At 47.9% G+C, this 20,447-nt stretch carries 6 protein-coding genes; 5 read left to right on the top strand and 1 reads right to left on the bottom strand.

All coding sequences use genetic code 11. The features are described 5' to 3' along the window. Nucleotides 1-130: 130 nt before the first annotated feature. Together BEL04_RS11645 and pbpC are read left to right on the top strand one after the other, a co-directional pair. Nucleotides 131-5,731 carry an alpha-2-macroglobulin gene (locus BEL04_RS11645; RefSeq protein ID WP_066003952.1) on the top strand — a complete coding sequence of 1,867 codons (5,601 nt, stop codon included), beginning with the start codon at nt 131-133 and terminating at the stop codon, nt 5,729-5,731. Nucleotides 5,732-5,928: 197 nt separating this feature from the next. Next, nucleotides 5,929-8,295 carry a penicillin-binding protein 1C gene (gene pbpC / locus BEL04_RS11640; protein ID WP_066003950.1) on the top strand — a complete coding sequence of 789 codons (2,367 nt, stop codon included), beginning with the start codon at nt 5,929-5,931 and terminating at the stop codon, nt 8,293-8,295. 48 nt (nt 8,296-8,343) lie between these two features. Here pbpC and BEL04_RS11635 read toward each other — a convergent pair whose 3' ends face one another. Beyond that, nucleotides 8,344-12,735, bottom strand: a complete 4,392-nt coding sequence (locus tag BEL04_RS11635) for a hybrid sensor histidine kinase/response regulator transcription factor (RefSeq protein ID WP_066003948.1) — start codon at nt 12,733-12,735, stop codon at nt 8,344-8,346. 557 nt (nt 12,736-13,292) lie between these two features. Here BEL04_RS11635 and BEL04_RS11625 point away from each other — a divergent pair. The 3 genes from BEL04_RS11625 to BEL04_RS11615 are packed head-to-tail and all read left to right on the top strand — an operon-like array spanning nt 13,293 to nt 20,446. After that, nucleotides 13,293-15,557 carry a fasciclin domain-containing protein gene (locus tag BEL04_RS11625; RefSeq protein WP_175404066.1) on the top strand — a complete coding sequence of 755 codons (2,265 nt, stop codon included), beginning with the start codon at nt 13,293-13,295 and terminating at the stop codon, nt 15,555-15,557. A gap of 31 nt (nt 15,558-15,588) precedes the next feature. Further along, nucleotides 15,589-18,858 (top strand): SusC/RagA family TonB-linked outer membrane protein, encoded by a 3,270-nt coding sequence (locus tag BEL04_RS11620; protein ID WP_066003945.1) that lies wholly within the window; start codon nt 15,589-15,591, stop codon nt 18,856-18,858. Between the two features lie 19 nt (nt 18,859-18,877). Then, complete coding sequence (locus tag BEL04_RS11615; RefSeq protein ID WP_066003943.1) at nt 18,878-20,446, top strand: RagB/SusD family nutrient uptake outer membrane protein; 1,569 nt, start codon at nt 18,878-18,880, stop codon at nt 20,444-20,446. Nucleotide 20,447 lies beyond the last annotated feature (1 nt).

Below are 20,447 nucleotides of genomic sequence, written 5' to 3'. Positions count from 1 at the left end.
AGGGTGAGCGTTTGGTCAGAACACCAGATATTCTTCAAATTGACCATTCGCGTCAGCCCATAAATATTTTTTTCAAAAAAGTATTTTGTGTTATAAATTTTATAATTTACATCACAAATCCCAACACATCATGTCGTCATTTAAAAGCTCTCTTTTTAGTAAAGCGGGCATTCTGTATGCCTTATCGTTCGTAATACTGGCAAGCGCAATTACTTATTATTTTGTTCGCAAAAGCAAAAAAACGGGGCTCGATAGTACGTTTAGCCAGTACATCGAATCGTACACCACGGGTGTCATTTCTAAAGAAAGCGGCATACGCATCAGGCTGGCCGGCAATGTGGAAGGGATGCATGTGCAAAACGATGTTTTGCCCGATGGTATCATCGATATATCGCCATCGGTAAAAGGCAAAACCTATTGGGTTGATGCGCGCACCATCGAGTTTAAACCCGAAAAAAACCTCGACCCCAATACACAATACAATGCTAAGTTCGCTTTGGGCAAAGTGATCAAAGTACCTGATCGGTACGACGAGTTTAAGTTCGACTTCCAAACCATTCGGCCCGATTATACCGTAACGTTTAACGGCCTGCAAACATCCACACGCACAGCAACGGATATGATGAAGCTGGAAGGCGTGATCCAAACCGCCGATGCCGAAAAGAACGACCTGATCGAAAAGATCATCGCGGTAAACTACTCGTCGGATACGCATATCAGTTGGCAGCACAACGCTTACACGCATACCCATACGTTTACCATCGATAAGCTAAAGCGACTGGCGGATGGTGTGAACCCGGTTACGGTTTCGTGGGATGGCAGCCCGCTGAATGTCGACAAAAAGGGTAATCAAAAATACGATGTGCCTGCCATCGGCGATTTCAGGGTACTGGATGTTAAAGCCGTGCAGGACCAGGAACAATACGTGCTCATCCAGTTTTCGGATGCGATCATGGTTGGGCAGGAGCTAAACGGATTGATCGGCATCAGCAACACCACCGAACCGGCTTATACTATCGACGGCAGCCAGGTTAAAGTTTATGCTACCGAACGCCTTGATGGCAATTACAGCGTATTTGTAAACCCGGGCATCGAAAACATATCCCACAAAAAAATAACCAAAAGCTACACGGCCAATGTGTTTTTCGAGAATAAGCTCCCGGCAGTTACCATCCCCGGCAAAGGCGTTATTTTGCCAAGCTCGGGCAAGTTATTAATGCCTTTCGAGGCGGTTAATTTAAATGCGGTCGACGTCAGTATTATCAAGATCTACGAAGACAACGTGCCGCAATATTTCCAAAATAATGATATCAACGGCGATAATGAGCTGCGCCGCGTAGGCAAACCCATCGTGCAAAAAACCATCCGTCTGGATGGCGATAAATCGGTAAACCTCAATAAAAAAACCCGCTTTATGCTCGATATCGACAAGCTCTTCCGCAGCGAGCCGGGAGCGATCTACCGGGTGATCATCGGTTTCCGTAAAGAATACTCGTTATATAGCTGCAAAGACGGCGGGCCGACCCTGAAAGATGCCGACGATGAATACCATTACGAAGGCGAGTACGACGAGGGCAGCAATCAGGCATCTATTGATGAGGATGACAGCTTTTGGTCGCGCTACGATAGCTATTACCCATCGGGCTACAACTGGCGCGACAGGGATAACCCCTGCACCGATAGCTATTATACCAAACAAAAATGGGCCACACGTAACATCATCGCATCAAACATAGGCCTGGTGGCCAAACGGGGCACCGATAACAGCATGATAGTGGTTGCTACCGATATTATTACCGCGCAGCCTATTTCGGATATCGAGCTCGACCTGCTGGATTACCAGAAACAGGTGATCTACAAAGCCACGTCCGATAGTTACGGGCTGGCTAAATTCGATATCAAGCGCAAGCCTTATCTGCTGGTGGCCAAACGCGGCGATGAGCGTGGCTATCTGAAACTGGACGATGGCAACTCACTGCCCCTAACCCGCTTTAACGTCGGCGGCGAAGAGGTGCAAAGCGGCTTAAAAGGTTTTATCTATGGCGAACGCGGCGTATGGCGCCCCGGCGATAGCATTTTTGTATCCTTTATTTTGGAAGACAAACAAAACAAGTTACCACCCGACCACCCCGTAGAGCTGAACTTTTATAACCCCACCGGGCAACTGTACACCACGCTTACCCGCACCGCTTCGGTTGATGGATTTTACAGCTTCCACCTGGCAACGCAAACCAATGATATTACCGGTAACTGGAAAGTAAAGATAAAAGTTGGCGGGGCAATGTTTGAGAAGAACATCAAGGTGGAAACCATTATGCCTAACCGCCTGAAACTGAACCTGAGCTTCGGCGACCAGAAAGAACTGACTAAAGGGCAAAACACCACCGGTACCTTAAATGCCAAATGGCTGTTCGGCGGCATCGCGCAAAACCTTAAGGCAAAAGTCGATGCTTATTTGTCATCACAAAAAACCACCTTTAAAAACTTTGAGGGTTACGATTTTGATGATCCTACCCTGGCGTTCAGCACCCAGGTCCAAAACGTTTTCGACGGGCATCTGGATGCCGAAGGTAACACCATCATCAACGCCGACGTGAATGTAGAAAAACAGGCTCCCGGCCAGCTGAAAGCTAATTTCGAGGTTAAAGTATTCGAACCGGGCGGCAACTTCAGCATCAACCAGGTAAGTATCCCGTACAACGTTTACCCGGGTTATGTAGGTATAAAAGCCGAAAAAGGCGATGCCCTTTCGGGGATGCTGGTAACGGGCAGCAACCACGAGTTTGATATTGCGGATGTAGATACCAAAGGCAACCTTATTGGCGGCAGGCGCAATGTAAGCGTGGAGTTGTATAAGATACAATGGCGCTGGTGGTGGGATAGCAGCGGCGACGAGGTAAGCAACTTTACGCAGGACAAATACAATAAGCTCATCCGCACCGAAACAGTTACGCTTAACGGCGGCCGTGGCAAATGGAACCTGAAAATTGCCGAGGCCGACTGGGGCCGCTACCTTATCCGCGTTAAAGACGAACAAACCGGGCACTCAACAGGTAAGATCGTTTATTTCGACTGGCCGAACTACGCCCAGCGTTTGCAGGAGGATAACCCGACCGAGGCCGCGATGCTCTCATTCACCTCGAACAAACCAAGCTATAAAGTTGGCGAAGATGCCGTGCTCACCATCCCAACGATGGCTAATGGCCGCGCGCTCATTAGTTTTGAGAACGGCACCCGGGTTTTAAAAACCGATTGGATCAATACGCAAAAAGGCGAAACACAGTACCACTTTAAGGTAGAAGCCAACATGGCTCCCAATGTGTTTGTGAATGTTACCCTGTTACAGCCGCACTCCCAAACGGTAAACGATTTGCCGATACGGATGTATGGCGCAATCCCGCTATTGATAGAAGACCCGCAAACGATATTGAAACCGGTGATCAATATGCCTGATAAGATACGGCCCGAAACTACTTCGGCCATTACCATATCCGAAGCATCAGGTAAAGAGATGACCTATACCGTAGCCATTGTCGACGAAGGCTTGCTGGATATTACCAACTATAAAACACCCGATCCGCACAGCGCATTCTACGCCCGCGAAGCCCTTGGTGTCAAAACCTGGGATCTGTTTGATTATGTGATCGGCGCTTTCGGCAGCGATCTGGAACGTATCCTGAGCATTGGCGGCGACGCCGGCGGTAAATCGCTCAACAAAAACATTTCGGTAAACCGTTTTAAACCGGTAGTGAAATTTATGGGGCCGTTCCACCTCAGCGCGGGCGAAAGGCAAACCCACGCCTTTACGCTGCCGCAATATATCGGTTCGGTTAAAGCGATGGTGATTGCCGGCCACCAGGGCAGTTACGGCTTTGCCGATAAAGCAGTTGCTGTAAAGAAACCGTTAATGATACTGGCTACCCTGCCAAGGGTATTAGGCCCGTCGGAAAAAGTGCAGCTGCCGGTAACCGTCTTCGCGATGGAAAATAATGTAAAAACGGTTAACCTCGAGGTACAATCCAACGCATTCAGTAACCTTGCCGGCAACAACCGCCAAACGGTAACCTTTACCAAAACCGGCGAACAGATGGTCACTTTCGACCTTACTGTGAAAGATTTCATAGGCGTAGGTAAAGTAAAAGTGCTCGCGCAAAGCGGTAACGAAAAGGCGGCTTACGATGTCGAACTGGAAGTTCGTAACCCTAACCCGCCCATCACCAAAGTGACCGAAAAGGAAATGCTGCCCGGCGAAACCTACACTACTGATTATAAAGCCATCGGCATGAACGGCACTAACAAAACCACCCTCGAAGCATCGACTATCCCCGCTATCAACCTGGCCAAACGGTTGGATTACCTGATCGAATATCCGTATGGCTGCGTGGAGCAAACCACCTCGGCCGTATTTCCGCAATTGTTCCTGGCGCAGCTTACCGATCTTTCCGACTATCAAAAAGCCGTAACCAGCCGCAATATCAAATCGGGTATCAGCCGGTTAAACGGCTTCCAGGTAGCGGGCGGCGGCCTGAGCTACTGGCCCGGCGTAGGCGAAGCCGATGAATGGGGAACCAACTATGCGGGGCATTTTATGCTGGCGGCACAAGCGGCGGGTTACACCCTGCCAGTTGGCTTTATCGATCATTGGAAAAACTACCAGCGCAAAACAGCATTATCCTGGGCGCCCGACTCGCGCAGCTTTTACGGAGCCGACCTGGTACAAGCTTATCGCCTGTACTTACTGGCATTGGCGCACGCTCCCGAACTTGGTGCCATGAACAGGCTGAAAGAGTTTCCGTACATCAGCGTAGAAGCTAAATGGCGACTGGCTGCGGCTTACAAACTGGCTGGCCAGCCCGAAGTTGCTGCCAATATGATAGCCGGTTTACCAACCGTTATCAAGCCTTACTATACCCTGTACGGCACTTATGGGTCTGATCTGCGCGACGATGCCATGATCCTGGAAACCCTCACTTTATTGGGCCAGCGTAACCAGGCATCGGCAGTAATGCGTAATATCGCATCCAAACTATCCATCGATACCTGGTACAGCACCCAAACCACCGCCTACAGCCTTATCGCTATTGCCGAATACTGCGGCAAAAATACCGGCGGCAGCAAGTTGCTGTTTAATTACCAGGCGGGCGGAGCAAAGGCTAACGTGAGCTCAGCATCGTATATCTGGTCGCTGCCGGTAAAAGCACAGTCGGGCAGGGTAACCTTGCAAAACACAGGCAAGAACAAATTATACGTGCGCCTCATCCAAAAAGGGCAACCTGTAAGCGGCGATGATGTCAAATCCATCGATAACCCCGATGTATTACAGATGCGTGTATCGTACTTTAATTTAAAAGGCCAGCCGGTAGATCCGTCAAACCTGAAACAGGGGACAGATTTTGTAGCGCAGGTCACCATCAAAAATCCAGGCCGCCGTGGCCGTTATGATAATATGGCGCTCTCGCAGATCTTCCCTTCGGGCTGGGAGATACTCAACACCCGGATGATGGATAATGAAGAAGCCTTTAAACCATCACCGTCCGACTATATCGACATCCGCGACGACCGTGTATATACCTATTTTAGTTTGCCCGAAAGTAAGGAGGTTACCTATTACGTAATGCTTAATGCAGCTTACCTGGGCCGCTTCTATCAATCGGCGCCATACTGTGAGGCCATGTATCAAAAATCAATAAGCGCCATGACAAAAGGGCAATGGGTTAATGTGGTGAAATAGTGAGAGGTGGGTGGTAAGTAGTAAATAAAAATAAAAACGTCATTGCGAGCGGTAGCGAAGCAATCTCTACATAGGATGATCGATGTGTTAATCGCACCTGTATAGCATAGAGATTGCTTTACCGAAACAAGTTCGGCACAGGCTGTGCCTCGCAATGGCGCTTGAAAGAGACAGATCAGTGTAATTGCAAATAATCGGTGAAATCCAAAAGAAATAAAATTGTACTCGGCTCTGTAACGCTGGCATTCCTGCTCTTCTTCTGGTTTTGCTTACCGCGACATTTGTTCCGTGCGCCAACATCGTTTGTGATAGATGATGACCATGGGCAGCTTTTAGGCGCATCCATAGCGTCCGACGGGCAATGGCGCTTTCCGTATAATCCCAATGTACCGGCCAAGTTTAAGGCCTGTATCATCGCTTTTGAAGACCAGCGTTTTGAGCATCATCCGGGTGTCGATCCCATGGCACTGGCCCGGGCCGTTAAACAGGATATCAAAGCCCGCCATGTGGTGAGCGGCGGCAGTACTTTAACTATGCAGGTCATCCGGCTGGCAACCCGTAACGACCGTACCATCTGGCAAAAAGTGGTCGAAATTTTCCGCGCCATGCGATTGGAGCTGACCCATTCCAAAGCCGAGATACTGGCACTCTACACCAGCAACGCGCCTTTCGGCAGTAACGTGGTTGGCTTGGATGCCGCCTCATGGCGATACTTCGGGCGCAGCCCGGATAAACTCTCCTGGGGCGAAATGGCCGCGTTGGCCGTATTACCCAACTCGCCATCGCTGGTGCATCCCGGCAAAAACAAGCTCATCCTGATCAAAAAACGCAACAGTCTGTTAGATAAGTTATGCCGGTTACATGTTATCGATGCTACAACAGCCCGCCTGGCCAAAGCCGAGCCCGTGCCCGAAAGGCCCGTCCCACTTCCGCAACTTGCACCACACCTGCTCGACCGTTTTAAGAACGACCATGCGGCTAACCAGCAAAACGGCACCCGTATTACCACAACCATCAACTCGGTACTGCAGCAAAATGTTACCGATATTTTAGAACGCCATCACCAGGTGCTCAAAGCAAACGATATCCGTAACGCGGCAGCTATTGTGCTGGATGTCGAAACCGGCCAAACACTGGCCTATGTAGGCAATATCTTCCATACCGATGAGCCGGAGCTGGAGAGCAATGTAGATGTGATAGCCGCGCCGCGCAGCCCGGGCAGCACGCTAAAGCCTCTGCTTTATGCCGCCATGATGCACGATGGCCTCATCCTGCCCAACAGCATCATTCCCGATATCCCCACACAAATAGCGGGCTATCATCCTGAGAATTTCGATCTTGGTTATGATGGCGCGGTTCCTGCCTCAAAGGCCCTGGCGCGCTCGCTCAATATCCCGGCGGTGCGTATGTTGCAGCAATATAAATATGAACGCTTCCATGCGCTGCTACGTACCATGGGTATCACCACCTTAAAACAACCCGCCGATTTTTATGGGTTATCGCTCATCCTTGGCGGCGGCGAAAACAACTTGTGGGAACTCAGTGGCGCTTACGCGGATATGGCCAGGGTACTTAACCATTATCATCGTTATAAAGGCCTTTATGATCGTGCCGACTTCCATAACCCTTGCTACACCAAAGCCGAAGCAGCCAAGCCGGTATTGGAAAAAGGCAGCCTGCTCGATGCAGGATCAATTTATTATACGCTACAGGCTATGGAAGAAGTAATGCGCCCCGGCGACGAGCTGTTATGGCAACAATTTAGCTCCACCCAGCGCATCGCCTGGAAAACCGGCACCAGCTTTGGCTTCCGTGATGGCTGGGCGATAGGCATAACGCCCCGCTATGTAGTTGGTGTTTGGGTAGGTAATACCAATGGCGAAGGCAGGCCCGGCTTAATTGGTGTGAGTACAGCCGCACCTGTCATGTTCGAGATCTTTCGCCAATTACCGGTTACCCGCGATTGGTTTGACATGCCTATGGGCGAGATGGCCCGCATTGGCGTTTGCCGCGAAAGTGGTTACCGTGCCGGTGAATATTGTGATGATGTGGATACCCTATGGGTACCAAAAACCGGACTGAAAGCCCCGGTATGCTCCTTCCACCAACTGGTGCACCTGGATGCCAGCCGCAAATGGCAGGTAACCGGCGATTGCGAACCGCCTGCCAATATGGTCCACCAATCGTGGTTTGTGCTGCCGCCATCAATGGAGTATTATTACCGCAGCAAAAACTACCAGTATAAACAACTGCCCCCTTTCAGGCCCGATTGCCCGCAAACGCGCCAGCAGCGAACCATGGAGCTTATCTATCCTAAAGACGGCGCTAAGGTATACGTGCCTTTGGAAGCCGACGGCAGCCGGGGGCGTATGATATGCACTGCCGCGCACCGCAACGGGGGCATCAAAATTTTCTGGCACCTGGACGACCGCTATATCGGTGAAACTGTCGATTATCACCAATTCGCTCTAAACCCGTCGGCAGGCAAGCATAAACTCACCCTGGTTGATGCCAACGGCAGCCGCTTACAAATATTTTTTGAGGTGCTTGATAAAGGAAAGTGAACTCTTCTAACCAATCTCCAATTATCCATCCGCCCGGGTAATCTCGCTCTATTCCTCGGCTTTCTTTTGCTTGAGATAAGCCGAGGGAGATACCTGGTATTTATCCCTGAAACATGTACTGAAATAGGCCAGACTGTTGAAACCAGACATATAGCCTGCCTCCGATATCGTATACTTCCCTGTGTCGAGTATCTGCCTGCTCCGTTTAAGCCTAAGCTCACGCATAAACTCGACAGGGCTTAACGAGGTGAGACTTTTCAGTTTCCGGAAAAAGGTTGTCCTGCTCATGCCGATCTCGGATGCCACATCATCAATATTAAAATCCTGATCGCCAAGCTTTTGTTCCACGATTTTGATCACATCCTCTAAAAAGGTTTCATCTTTTGAGGTCATGACGGGTAAATTGGTCTCTTTACCCCAATGGAATGGTTTGTCGGCCTGATCACCTGTAAATCTTTCGAACAGCTTTTTACGCGAGCTCAGCAAATTTTCGATAGCTGCTAACAGAAGGGCATTACTGAATGGTTTGGTGAGGTAAAAATCGGCACCGTATTTTAACCCGTTAATCCGGCTCTCGACCGACGATTTGGCCGTGAGTAAAATAACCGGGATATGGCTGACATCGTGGTCGTGTTTAATTTTATCCAGCATTTGTATACCATCCATTTCAGGCATCATTACATCCGAGATAATAATATCCGGGTAAGTGCTTCTTGCAGCGTTCAAACCTTCCAAACCATTGGTAGCGGTTAATACCTGGTAATGATTGTTCAGTTTATTTTCAAGAAAATTGCGCAGGTCGGGGTCATCTTCTACAATCAGTACTGTCGCCTGGCCGGCATCAGCTGTATTGTACGTTACAATCTCGGGGACTGGTATCTGTTCTCCGTTAATCACTCCGGTTGCAAGAAACTGCGCCGCTTCGCCAAGTTCTTCAAGGCTGAAATGGTCGCAGCCCAACCTTAGTTCTAATATAAATGCCATACCGCCTGCAGCATTCAAATGTGCCGACAACCTCCCTTTATGGCTTTGAGCCAAACCACGGGCAAGCGCCAAACCTATGCCCGTACCTTTCAAATGGGTATCGTTCGCACTTTGATCTTCGTGATATAGCTCGAATATGGTTTCCAGTTGCTGCGGTTTCACGCCCTTACCTTCGTCTTTTACTGCTACTTCTATCCATTCGCCATCTTTTGATTCGGATAAAGCCAGGGTAATGTTTTTACCTTCCGGCGAAAATTTAAAGGCGTTTGATAACAGGTTATAAATAATGATTTCTATTTTCCCGGGGTCAGTCCATGCAAAAATTGTTTTTGCCGGTACCTGGATATCATATTTAATATCCTTCTCTTTGGCAGCAGTTAAGAAATATGCACCGGTTTCCCTGACCAACAAGTTAAGATCAGTTTTTACAATATTCAACTGCATTTTTCCGCTCTGTACCTTCCTGAAATCAAGCAACTGGTTTGTAAAACGTACCATCCGCGCTACGTTACGGTTAATGATTTTGAAATACTCACGGCCTTTGGGAGAGAGGGTTTCCGTTTCAGAGAGCTCTTCCAGCGGGTTTGATATTAAGGTTAGCGGCGTACGGAGCTCGTGCGAGATGTTGGTAAAAAACGAGAGCTTTACCTCGGTCAGTTGCCGCTCAACTTCTACTTTATTGCGTAACCCGATCATTGTAGTAATGATATTGCCCGTTAACCAGAGGGCGCTGCCCGCCAGCACCAGGTAGATCAGATAGGCCCACCAGGTGAGATAAACAGGTGGCCTGATAATAATTTGCAGGGCTTTTTCGGGCACATTCGAGAACAAATCATCACTATAACCCCTAACCCTGAAGATGTATGTTCCGGGGGGCAGGTTGGTATAGATCGCTTTATGCAGATCGTTGACAATATGCCAGGTGGTATCAAAGTTTTCTAATTTATAGCTGTAGCTGATCTTGCTGTAATTCCGGTAGTCCAGCACCGTATAATCTATACTGATCGCATTTTGGTCATGATTCAGTGTTACAGATTTTGTTTCGTTGACGGTGTACTTCAAAGGCGAATTTTCGACACCGGGTATAACATTTTTATAAGACACCTGCATATTCGTCAACACCATGTTCGCCGGCAAACGGCGGGTACTGATCTCGCCTGTTTTAAATGAAATATAACCATCGAGGCAGCCGAAAAACAACCTGCCATCGGGCGCTTTTAAACATGCGGCTTCAGAAAAGTTTGTCTTGATGCTGGCTTCAAAAGGGTCGTAGTTTCTGAAAGTTTCAGCCCTGGTATCCAGGCATGCCAAACCGGCAGCGGTGGCTATCCAAAGGTTATTCTCATTGTCGGCCATCATACTAAGCACCACATCGTTAGGTAATCCTTTTGCCGTGGTAATCGTTTTAAACTTTACCTTACGGATATCGTGACTATCAACTATAACCTTACTGATACCGCCGCCAAAGCTGCCCAGCCAAAGCTGCCCGGTATTATCTTTACAGATATATTGCACGTTGTCTGTCGCCAGGCTATTCGGGTCGCCGGCTATTTTTTTGTAGTTTATGAAGTTGTAATCGTCTTTATCCGGCTTATTTCCGTCAAAAACCAAAACCCCGTTTCCGCTTACCACCCAAATGTTACCATCATTATCTTCACAAAGGTCGCGTACCATTTTAGCCTGGGGGAAAGGATAGTTATGGAACGTATTAAAACAATTCCGGAACTGATAAGAACTGCCCTCGGGAACGAGAAGATTTATCCCGCCACCAAAAGTGCCTACCCATATCCTGCCCTTGTGGTCCTCAATAACCGAGTAAACCTTATCATTATTCAAACTGTTTACATCTCCCGGAATAGTCCGGTACTGGGTTAAACTATACGATGTTTTAGCGTTATTTGCCGGCGTAGCTTTAAATAAACCATCGCCCTTAGTCCCCATCCAAACGTTGCCTTTGCTATCCTGCATGATCGAGTAAACAAAACCGATATGGTTGAAGTGGTTTGCAAATGCGTTTATCTCCTTGTTGTGATCATATACATGTACCAGGCCATCCATCGTGCCTATCCAAAGCAATCCTTTGGCATCCAACATCATGGCACGCACATCGTTTTCTGCCCGCGAGCGTGGTTTTGCAACCGGCTGGGTATATTTAAACCCGTTTGCCAGCGGAGCGATCTTGAATATCCCCCCATCCTTGCCGCTGAGCCACATAATGCCGCTGGGATCGAAATATAAGGCATTGATCACATTGGAAAATTTTTGAAAAGGCGAGCCCGGTTCATCAAAAAAATAATCGACCTGGTCTGTAACCGGATCATAATAGCCAAAACCACCGCCCCGCATGCTAACCCACAAAATGCCGTTAACATCGGTATCTACATGATAACCCCGGCTTGATGAAAGATAATCCGGTTTCTGGGCGAATGATTTAATGATGCCCGTTTGCGGATTGTACTTAACAACGCCGTTTCCATCAGGCTCCATCCATATCTGCCCCATCCGGTCTTTATACAAGGAATGGTAAACAGCATGATCATTAATGTTAGCCGGCGTTTTCTGATGCGTCGAAAGGTTAAACCTGATCAGCCCTTCGCCGCCGGTAGACAGGTAAACCTCACTGGCATCCTTTATACAGATACCATTTACAGAAACACCGCCGGTAACCTGCACCGATACAAACGTCCGCCGGATTTTATCGTAAATTACCAGCCGCCCGTTTGCGGTACCAAAATAGATCAGCCGGGAGCCCTCTGTGATGCATTTAAACGTAGTATTAGATATCTCCCGGATTGATGCCGGGTCAAACTTAATCACATCATAGCTGCCATTATCCTTCCGTACCAAAGCATCGAGGCCGCCGGCCGACCCGATCCATAACATACCATCTTTACTGATGTGATGAAAGTTGATCCGGTCGCCCTTAATATGTAAATTATTTTGCTGGTCGTTTGAGTAGTAAACGAGCAGGGGTGGTTTGCCCGACCTGTTTTGCACATAGTACAAACCCTGCCTTTTGGTAATAAACCACGCGCCGCCTGCAGGGTCGGCAATGATCTTATCGATGATCAGCTGCTCGTCGTGAAACTTTTTATAATATCCCTGGAAAGGGTCCACAAAGGTTTCGGTGGCCTTGTCAAAACGGTAGACCTTGTAATCGAATGTCTGAACCCATAAATAAGCGGCCTTATCTTCTACGATATCCTTTATTTTGTCGGAGTGAACTATGGAGCTATCACCGGGCCGGCCTTTATAGACAACAAAATTATGCCCGTCGAAACGGTTCAGACCGTCAAAAGTTCCAAACCACATAAACCCTTCCCTATCGCGCGTTATGCAGATAACGCCATCGTGCGAAAGGCCATCTTTGGTACCATAATGGGTGATCTCGCTTTTGATTTGCCCATACGCCGTTATTGATAACAATACGCACAGGCAGATGAAAAGGTATCTCATTGAGGTTTAGATTTGGGCAATTGGTTCAATATTTGCTCCCTGTGGGTAATTTTGCGATTACAACAATCGCCGAAACACAATAGGCAGCATATCCATCGATGGATTTCAAATATATCACTTTTGAATCCAATAAACTGTCATGTGGCGACCTGCCCCAGCTGTGCAGCGCGAACCAGATCAGCAGATGACCGGCCCGTTTACGCCCAAATGCCATCCAAACATTAAACGCCCGCATAAGCTTTACTTTACTGTTCCAAAAAATTTAAAAACTGCATTTATTAGTCTTATAAAGCCTTTTTTGGTTAATTATCTAAAGCAATAGGTCAATTATTGAAAGTTATTTATGCCAAAGCAGGATACTTTTGAGCATCAATTATAAACTCTGCCTGTCGTATTCAACGGCGATCCTTTAAGAAACCAGGCTTGATCTCAGATCAAACGCCCAGGCGATTCTATCAGTATCTCCGATCGTAAACCTCGGGCAGTAGCATTGCCAGCTAGTAAACCAATTAATGTCGCCACCGGGGCGAATAGTAAATCATTATAAACAATTAAGTATGATTAGATTTTTACGACTAACCGTTCTGGGAGGCTTGTTGCTTGTTGTGGCAACCGGTTGCAAGAAAAAGGCGTTTGATGACTACTACGCTGCTCCCGGAAACATAGGCGACCCCATTTTTCAGACCTTACAGGAGCGGGGCAATTTCAAGCATTTTACGGCGATTATAACCAAAGCCGGCTATAAAGACATTTTAAGCACAACCGGTTGGTGGACAATGTTTGCGCCAAACGATGCCGCTTTCGAAAAATACTATACCGCAACCGGTTTAACCGATGCCACGGTAAGCGATTCGCTGGCTAAATCAATTGTAAAGTATTCGCTTGTATTTAACGGTTACCGCCAGGACCAGCTCAGCATTTACCAGACAGCAGGCACAGCCGGTGTTGCAGGGCAGGCCTTTAAACGCAAAACCGCTTATTACGATTGGGTGCAACCGTTTTCGGACGGGGTACATAGCCGAATCATAGCCACCAACCGCAATAACGGCTATAAAAGCGGCGCTACAGCCTATAATTATATGGATGGCGATAACAATAACAAGTACATCCCTTACTTTACTGATGCGTTTTTATCTACCGCCGGGCTCTCGCAATCAGATTATACGGCATTCTACCCCAATACTACCTATACCGGGTTTAATGTAGCCGGGGCTAAGGTGATCACTAAGGATATCGTATCGAGCAATGGCTTTGTAAACGAAATTGATCAGGTTATTGTACCGCTTAAAAGCTTTGATCAATACCTGGTTTCTAATTCAAATTACAGCGAGTTTAAAAAACTGCTCGACTCGTTAGCGCTTTTTAATCAGGATGCTTACGTAACGCACAACTTTTTTGTGGCTACCGGCTCAAACGACCAGGTTTATATCCGTTCGTACGACGGGCGCCTGGCATTTTCGCCAAATAACGAAAACTATCAGGATCCGCTCACTTCGTCGTATATCGCCAATGCATCGCAATCCAATGGCTGGTCGATGGTGGTGCCGAACAATGCGGCCATGAACGCATATCGGAAAAAGATATTAGCCAAGCTTGGCGGCTCTTTTTTTAAAACTGCTCAACCATCGGTTGTGATCGATTTTATCAATTCGACGATGTGGCCTTCGAGCTTATGGCCGAGCCAGTTTAAAAGCGGCACAAACTACGAACTTGAGGGAACGACCATGGCAGGTACCGATATCGCTGACAAGCAAATATTAAGCAACGGTATATTTTACGGTGTAAATAAATCGCAGGAAGCAAACGTGTTCCGCACTATTTACGGCATCCCGTACCTCGACCCTAAAACCAACATGACCTACCAGGCAGAAGCTTACCTGCCAACCGGTATTAAACCTCAAATTACACAACCCGGTGTAAAAAATACGTACTTCATCATGTCCGATTCGGTTTTAACGCTTAACGGATGGCGCTACAACGATGCCAGCGCAGGTACAAGCACTACGGCCTGGGGCTATAAAGCGTCAACATCGACCAGTTATTCGCACAGCCTGGTTTACCGGGATATTGCGCTGCGCATGTTCGAAACCGGTGTATTGCCCGGCATCGACCTGGCCAACCTGAGCGGCAGCGGTATTATCGAAACCATTAACCACGAGTACATCAAATACAACAACAACCGCATACAAACCAGCGGAACGGTTGATTCGGGTACAGATCTGCGGGTGCTTGCAACGGATGCTTCAGCTATCAACGGCACGGTATACTATGTTGATGGCCTGCTGTCGTTCACCTCAAATAACGTTGGGCAGCACCTGCAAAACCTGGCAGCATTGTACCCTGCAAGCTACTCTTCGTTCTATACCATCCTGTCAACTTCCAACATTTACAATACCAGCACCAAGGCAATCACCGGCGTAGGTACCAGCACCGATAATAATTACACTATCCTGGTTCCGACAAATGCGGCCATATCCAATGCCATCAAGGCCGGTTTATTGCCCGGCAACAAAACTACAGGTGCGTTACCAACCTCGGCGCCTACTGCGCAACTGGATATCGACCTGGTACGGAAGTTCATCCTGTATCATATCATCAATGGCGCTTCGATAGTTCCGGATGGTAAAAAAGCGAACACCTTTATTACCATGCTTACCAACGAATCGGGCGGGGCAACTTATGTAAATGTGACCAATCAGCCGGGCAGTATGATCATTACCGATCATAAAGGTGTGAACGCCAACGTAGTGGTGAGCACAAGTAATAACCTGTCCAATCGTACGGTAATTCACTCTATTGATAACTATCTGAATTACAACTAACAAAAGAGGAGACCAATTTAAACCATCATACATGAAATCATCTTTACTTAAAAGCTTTTGCCTTTTAATGATAGCTTCCGGCGTATTTTGTACCCGGTCGCTGGCACAGGCGACGCAAGGGGTAACCATACGCGGGCAGGTAATTGATAAAAAAGACCGGCAGGCAATTATCGGGGCCTCGGTTATCGAGTTTGATAAGGATCACCGTACCGTAACGGGGGTAACCACAGACATTAACGGTAACTATGCCATCAAGATCTCAAACCCCAATAACCAGCTTTCGGTATCGTACATAGGCTACAAAACATTCCTGTCGGGCTCAATCGGCGATAGGCGACAGATCAACGTGTTGCTTGAAAGCAGTGAGAATAACCTGAACACGGTTAATATTGTGAGCAACGGCCGTAGCGTAAATACAGGCACCGGCTTAAATATTGACGTCCGGAACTCCACCCTGGCAACCGCTACTGTTAACGCCAAGGATCTGGAAGAGCTCCAGGTTTCGTCGATCGATCAGGCGCTTGCGGGCCGTATGCCGGGCGTCGATTTCGGTTCATCATCGGGCGACCCGGGTGCCGGGATGACCATCCGCATCAGGGGAACCGCGTCTATAACAGGTAATGCCGAACCGCTTATCGTGCTCGATGGCATGCCTTATGAAACCCAGATACCTGCCGATTTTAATTTCGGCACGGCCGATGACCAGCAATTCGGCCAGTTATTAAACATCGCGCCAACGGATATTAAAGACATTACAGTTTTAAAAGATGCTGCCGCGACAGCAGTCTGGGGCTCCAAGGCGGCAAACGGTGTTTTAATTATCAATACCAAAAGGGGGCAAATGGGCAAGCCCGTTGTTACTTATAATTTCAGGGGAACGGCAAGCAAACAGCCCAAATCCATCCCGATGCTTAACGGCGACCAATACGCAACGCTGATACCCGAAGAGTTTATGAACGCAACCGGCGTGCCACTGGATTTTTTAGGCAACAACGGCCAGAACAAAGCTTTTCAGCACGACCCTTTAGATGCTTATTACTACTACAACTACAGCAACAATACCGATTGGATAGGCTTAATAACCCGCGTGGCCTATACGCAGGATCATAACATATCGATGAGCGGCGGTGGCGAAAAGGCCAGGTATTATGCATCTGTGGGGTATCTAAACCAGGGCGGTACTACGTTGGGAACTGATCTGAACCGTATCACCGCCAAGATCAACCTTGACTACGTAGTATCGAATAAATTACGCTTCCGTACCGACCTGACCTACACCCACATCAACAACAGCCTTAATTACGATGGCTCGTTACGCTCGGTGGCATATAATAAAATGCCTAATATGGCTCCTTATGCTTATGATGAATACGGCAATATAACATCGGTCTATTTTTCGCCGGCATCAAACATACAAGGTAAATACCCGGATACCTATAACCCGCTGGCTTTGGCCAATACCGGTGTGAGCCACCTGTACGGCGACCGCATTACCCCGCACTTTACCCTGCAATACGATATGCTGCCATCGCTGCTGGTATCAACGGTCGATGTGCAGTTTGATGTGAATAACAGTAAATCGAAAACGTTTTTGCCGCAGATAGCCACCGGCCTGCCAAGTACCGATAAGAGCGTTAACGCAACCAGCGATAATGATGGCGACTCGTATAACGTACAATCGAAAATAAATTTTATTTACACGCCAAACTTAGGCGACAAGCATAACCTGCAGGCTTTGCTGTCGCTGCAAACCAACGAAACCAATACTGCTTCGTATACCTCTTCGACTGCGAATACTGCTTCGTCGTTCCTTCAGGACCCGACTAATGCAACCGAAATAAACCCATCACTTAACTCGGTTCAGGGACTGTCGCGCAGCGTAGGTGTGTTATTGCAGGGTCAATATTCCTTCCTCGATCGTTATATCATTAGTGTTAACGGCCGGGTTGACGGTAACTCAAAATTTGGCCCGAACAACCGTTACGGCTTTTTCCCTGGTGTTGCCTCGCGCTGGCGCATCTCGGATGAGCGCTTCATGAAAAGCTTTAAGTTTTTGAGCGAACTGAGCTTGAGACTAAGCTATGGTGCTTCGGGCGAGGCTCCGGATGCAAGCTATTATGGCACGTATACTCCGTTCAATGCCACTTATAACGGTGTGGCTGCGGTTGCCCCGTCAAACATTCAGCTTTCATCTCTAAAATGGCAAACGCTCATCGGAAAAAACCTGGGGATAAACCTGGGCCTGTTCAATAACAGGGTAATAGCTGATGCTGAGTTTTATCAGAACACCACGAAAGACCTGTTTTACCAGGGCCTGGCTATACCGAGCAGCAATGGCTTTCAATCGGTTGATATGAATATCGGTACCGTGGACAACAACGGCTGGGAAGTGAGCCTTAATACCGTGCCCATTAAAACCAAAAGGCTGATCGTTGGCTTTGATTTTAACATCGCCCGTAACGCAAACAGCATTACCTCTGTATCTGATGATTACCCGCGCGAAAGCTCGGTGGGCGTGCCGGGACTGGGCAAATACAAATCATACCTCATCATCGGTAACCCTTTTGGCTCGTATTACGGCTTTAAATATAAAGGGGTTTATAAGGATAAAACCGCAACCATTGCTACCGATGAGAACGGCAGGCAAATCATCGGGCCGAACGGGCAGGTGGTTTATATGCGCTATAACTATCCCCAGGTCGATTATACTTTCCAGCCCGGCGACGCGATGTACGAGGATATTAACCACGACGGCAATATTGATTACCGCGACCTGGTTTACCTCGGCAATGGCATCCCAAAATTTGTGGGCGGTTTCGGACCTACCATCACTATTGGCGGTAATTTCAGTCTGAAAGCATATTTCAACTTCCGCTGGGGATACGACATTGTGAACGGCGCCAAAATTACAACAACCAATATGTATGGCGTAAACAATCAAAGCACTGCTGTTTTAAGAAGATGGCGCAACCCGGGCGATGTAACCGACATACCAAGAGCGCTGTACGGGGCCGGCTACAACTGGCTGGGATCCGACCGATATGTGGAAGACGCGTCATTCGTTAGGCTGGCATCAGTTACTGCCAGGTATAACCTGCCAAAACTTTTGCTGCAAAAACTAAAATTACATATGGCCAGCATCTATCTCACCAGCCAAAACCTGGCTACGTGGACGAACTATACCGGCCAAAACCCTGATGTATCGACGGTGGGTTCGGTTAACCCGTTCTCATACCCGGTTGATAATGCGTTAACGCCGCCGGCAATTCAATATACTGTAGGTGTCACCATCGGATTTTAACTATTAGCACAAGAGCAAAATGATCAAAAAAATTAAATATAAGTTTCTGTTACTGGTAGTAATATTCACCACCGGTATATCGTCTTCGTGCAATAAATACCTGGACACCAAACCGCAGGACGGTTTGGTGCAGCAAGATTACTGGAAGACAAAAGAGCAATTAGGTGCCGCTGTTGCAGGATGTTACGTGTCGCTCATCGTTCCTACTACTACCAAAACAATCCCCTTGGCCAAGTACCTGTTCATTTGGGGAGAGCTGCGTGCCGATATGGTACAAAGCACGAACGATCCGGCTGCTTCGGGCTTGTCAACATCGGGCTTAAGCACGCTTCAGCGCGATGAGTTGGATATGATGCACGACGACCTGGTATCAACAAACAGCCTGTCGAATTGGGAAGCTATTTACCGCACTATTAATTACTGCAATAATGTAATCAAGTACGGGCCTACTGTTATTAATAATGATAACACCTTAACTCAAACCGCATTAAATTCCTATCTGGCTGAAGCCCGTACACTTCGGGCGCTGATGTATTTCTACCTGCTGCGCACATTCGGCGAAGTACCCTTAAAGCTCGACCCTACGGTAACCGATACCGACATTAAACCGATAGCTAAAAGCAGCCAGCAGGATGTATACAATCAGATTATCAGCGATTTGCAATTTGGGGTACAAAACGGCGTACAGTCTTATGGCAATATAGCAGATGATAAGGGCCGTATCACCAAGTATACCGCTGCCACCATCCTGGCCGACGCCTATCTGTGGATGGAAGATTACCAAAAATGCATCAATGCCTGCGATATGGTTATCCAGTCGAATATGTACCAGTTATTACCTGCGGGTATCCAGCCGAATGATTTTCTGAATAATGTTTATACCAACGGCAACTCGGTTGAAGGCATATTTGAGTTTCAGTACAACCTGCAGGCGCTCAATCCTTTTTACGATATGTTCGCCAATACATCGCACGATTTCATGGCCGCCGACTGGATCGTATCCGGCAATCTTTATGGTATAGACCCCAACGACGCAACAGATAAAGATATCAGGGGCAGCGGCACTTCCTATCTCGAGTCGAATGGCTCCATCATCAAGTATACAAGCAATAAAACCACCACTACATCTTACACGCACTGGTTTGTTTACCGCTACCCGGATGTATTGCTGATGAAAGCCGAGGCGCTTGCCTGGGTTAAACCCGGCGACGTTACTAACGGCACACAGGCAATCACCCTGGTTCACCAGGTACGCAACAGCCGCCATGCGCTTAGCTCTATAAACAGTGCCGCCGTTTCCGATCCCGATCCAACATCGGCGCTGGCGGTTTCGACCTACGTGTTTAACGAGCGTGCCCGCGAATTCGCCTTCGAGGGTAAAAGATGGTACGATATACTACGCAATGCCAAACGCAACAATTACGCTAACGAAAACATATTGCTGGATATCGTAGCTTCAAGCGCACTGCCCGCAAAACAACAAACGGTGATCAATAAATTCCGCGATCACCGCAGCCATTATATGCCAATTTTCTCAACCGAATTGCAAACAAACCGATTGCTGGTTCAAAATCCATTTTACCAATAAA

It is taken from the genome of Mucilaginibacter sp. PPCGB 2223, assembly GCF_001705515.1.
Lineage (GTDB): Bacteria > Bacteroidota > Bacteroidia > Sphingobacteriales > Sphingobacteriaceae > Mucilaginibacter.
The sequence above is the reverse complement of the archived record's forward strand: the minus strand, read 5'-3'. Positions and strand labels throughout refer to the sequence as shown.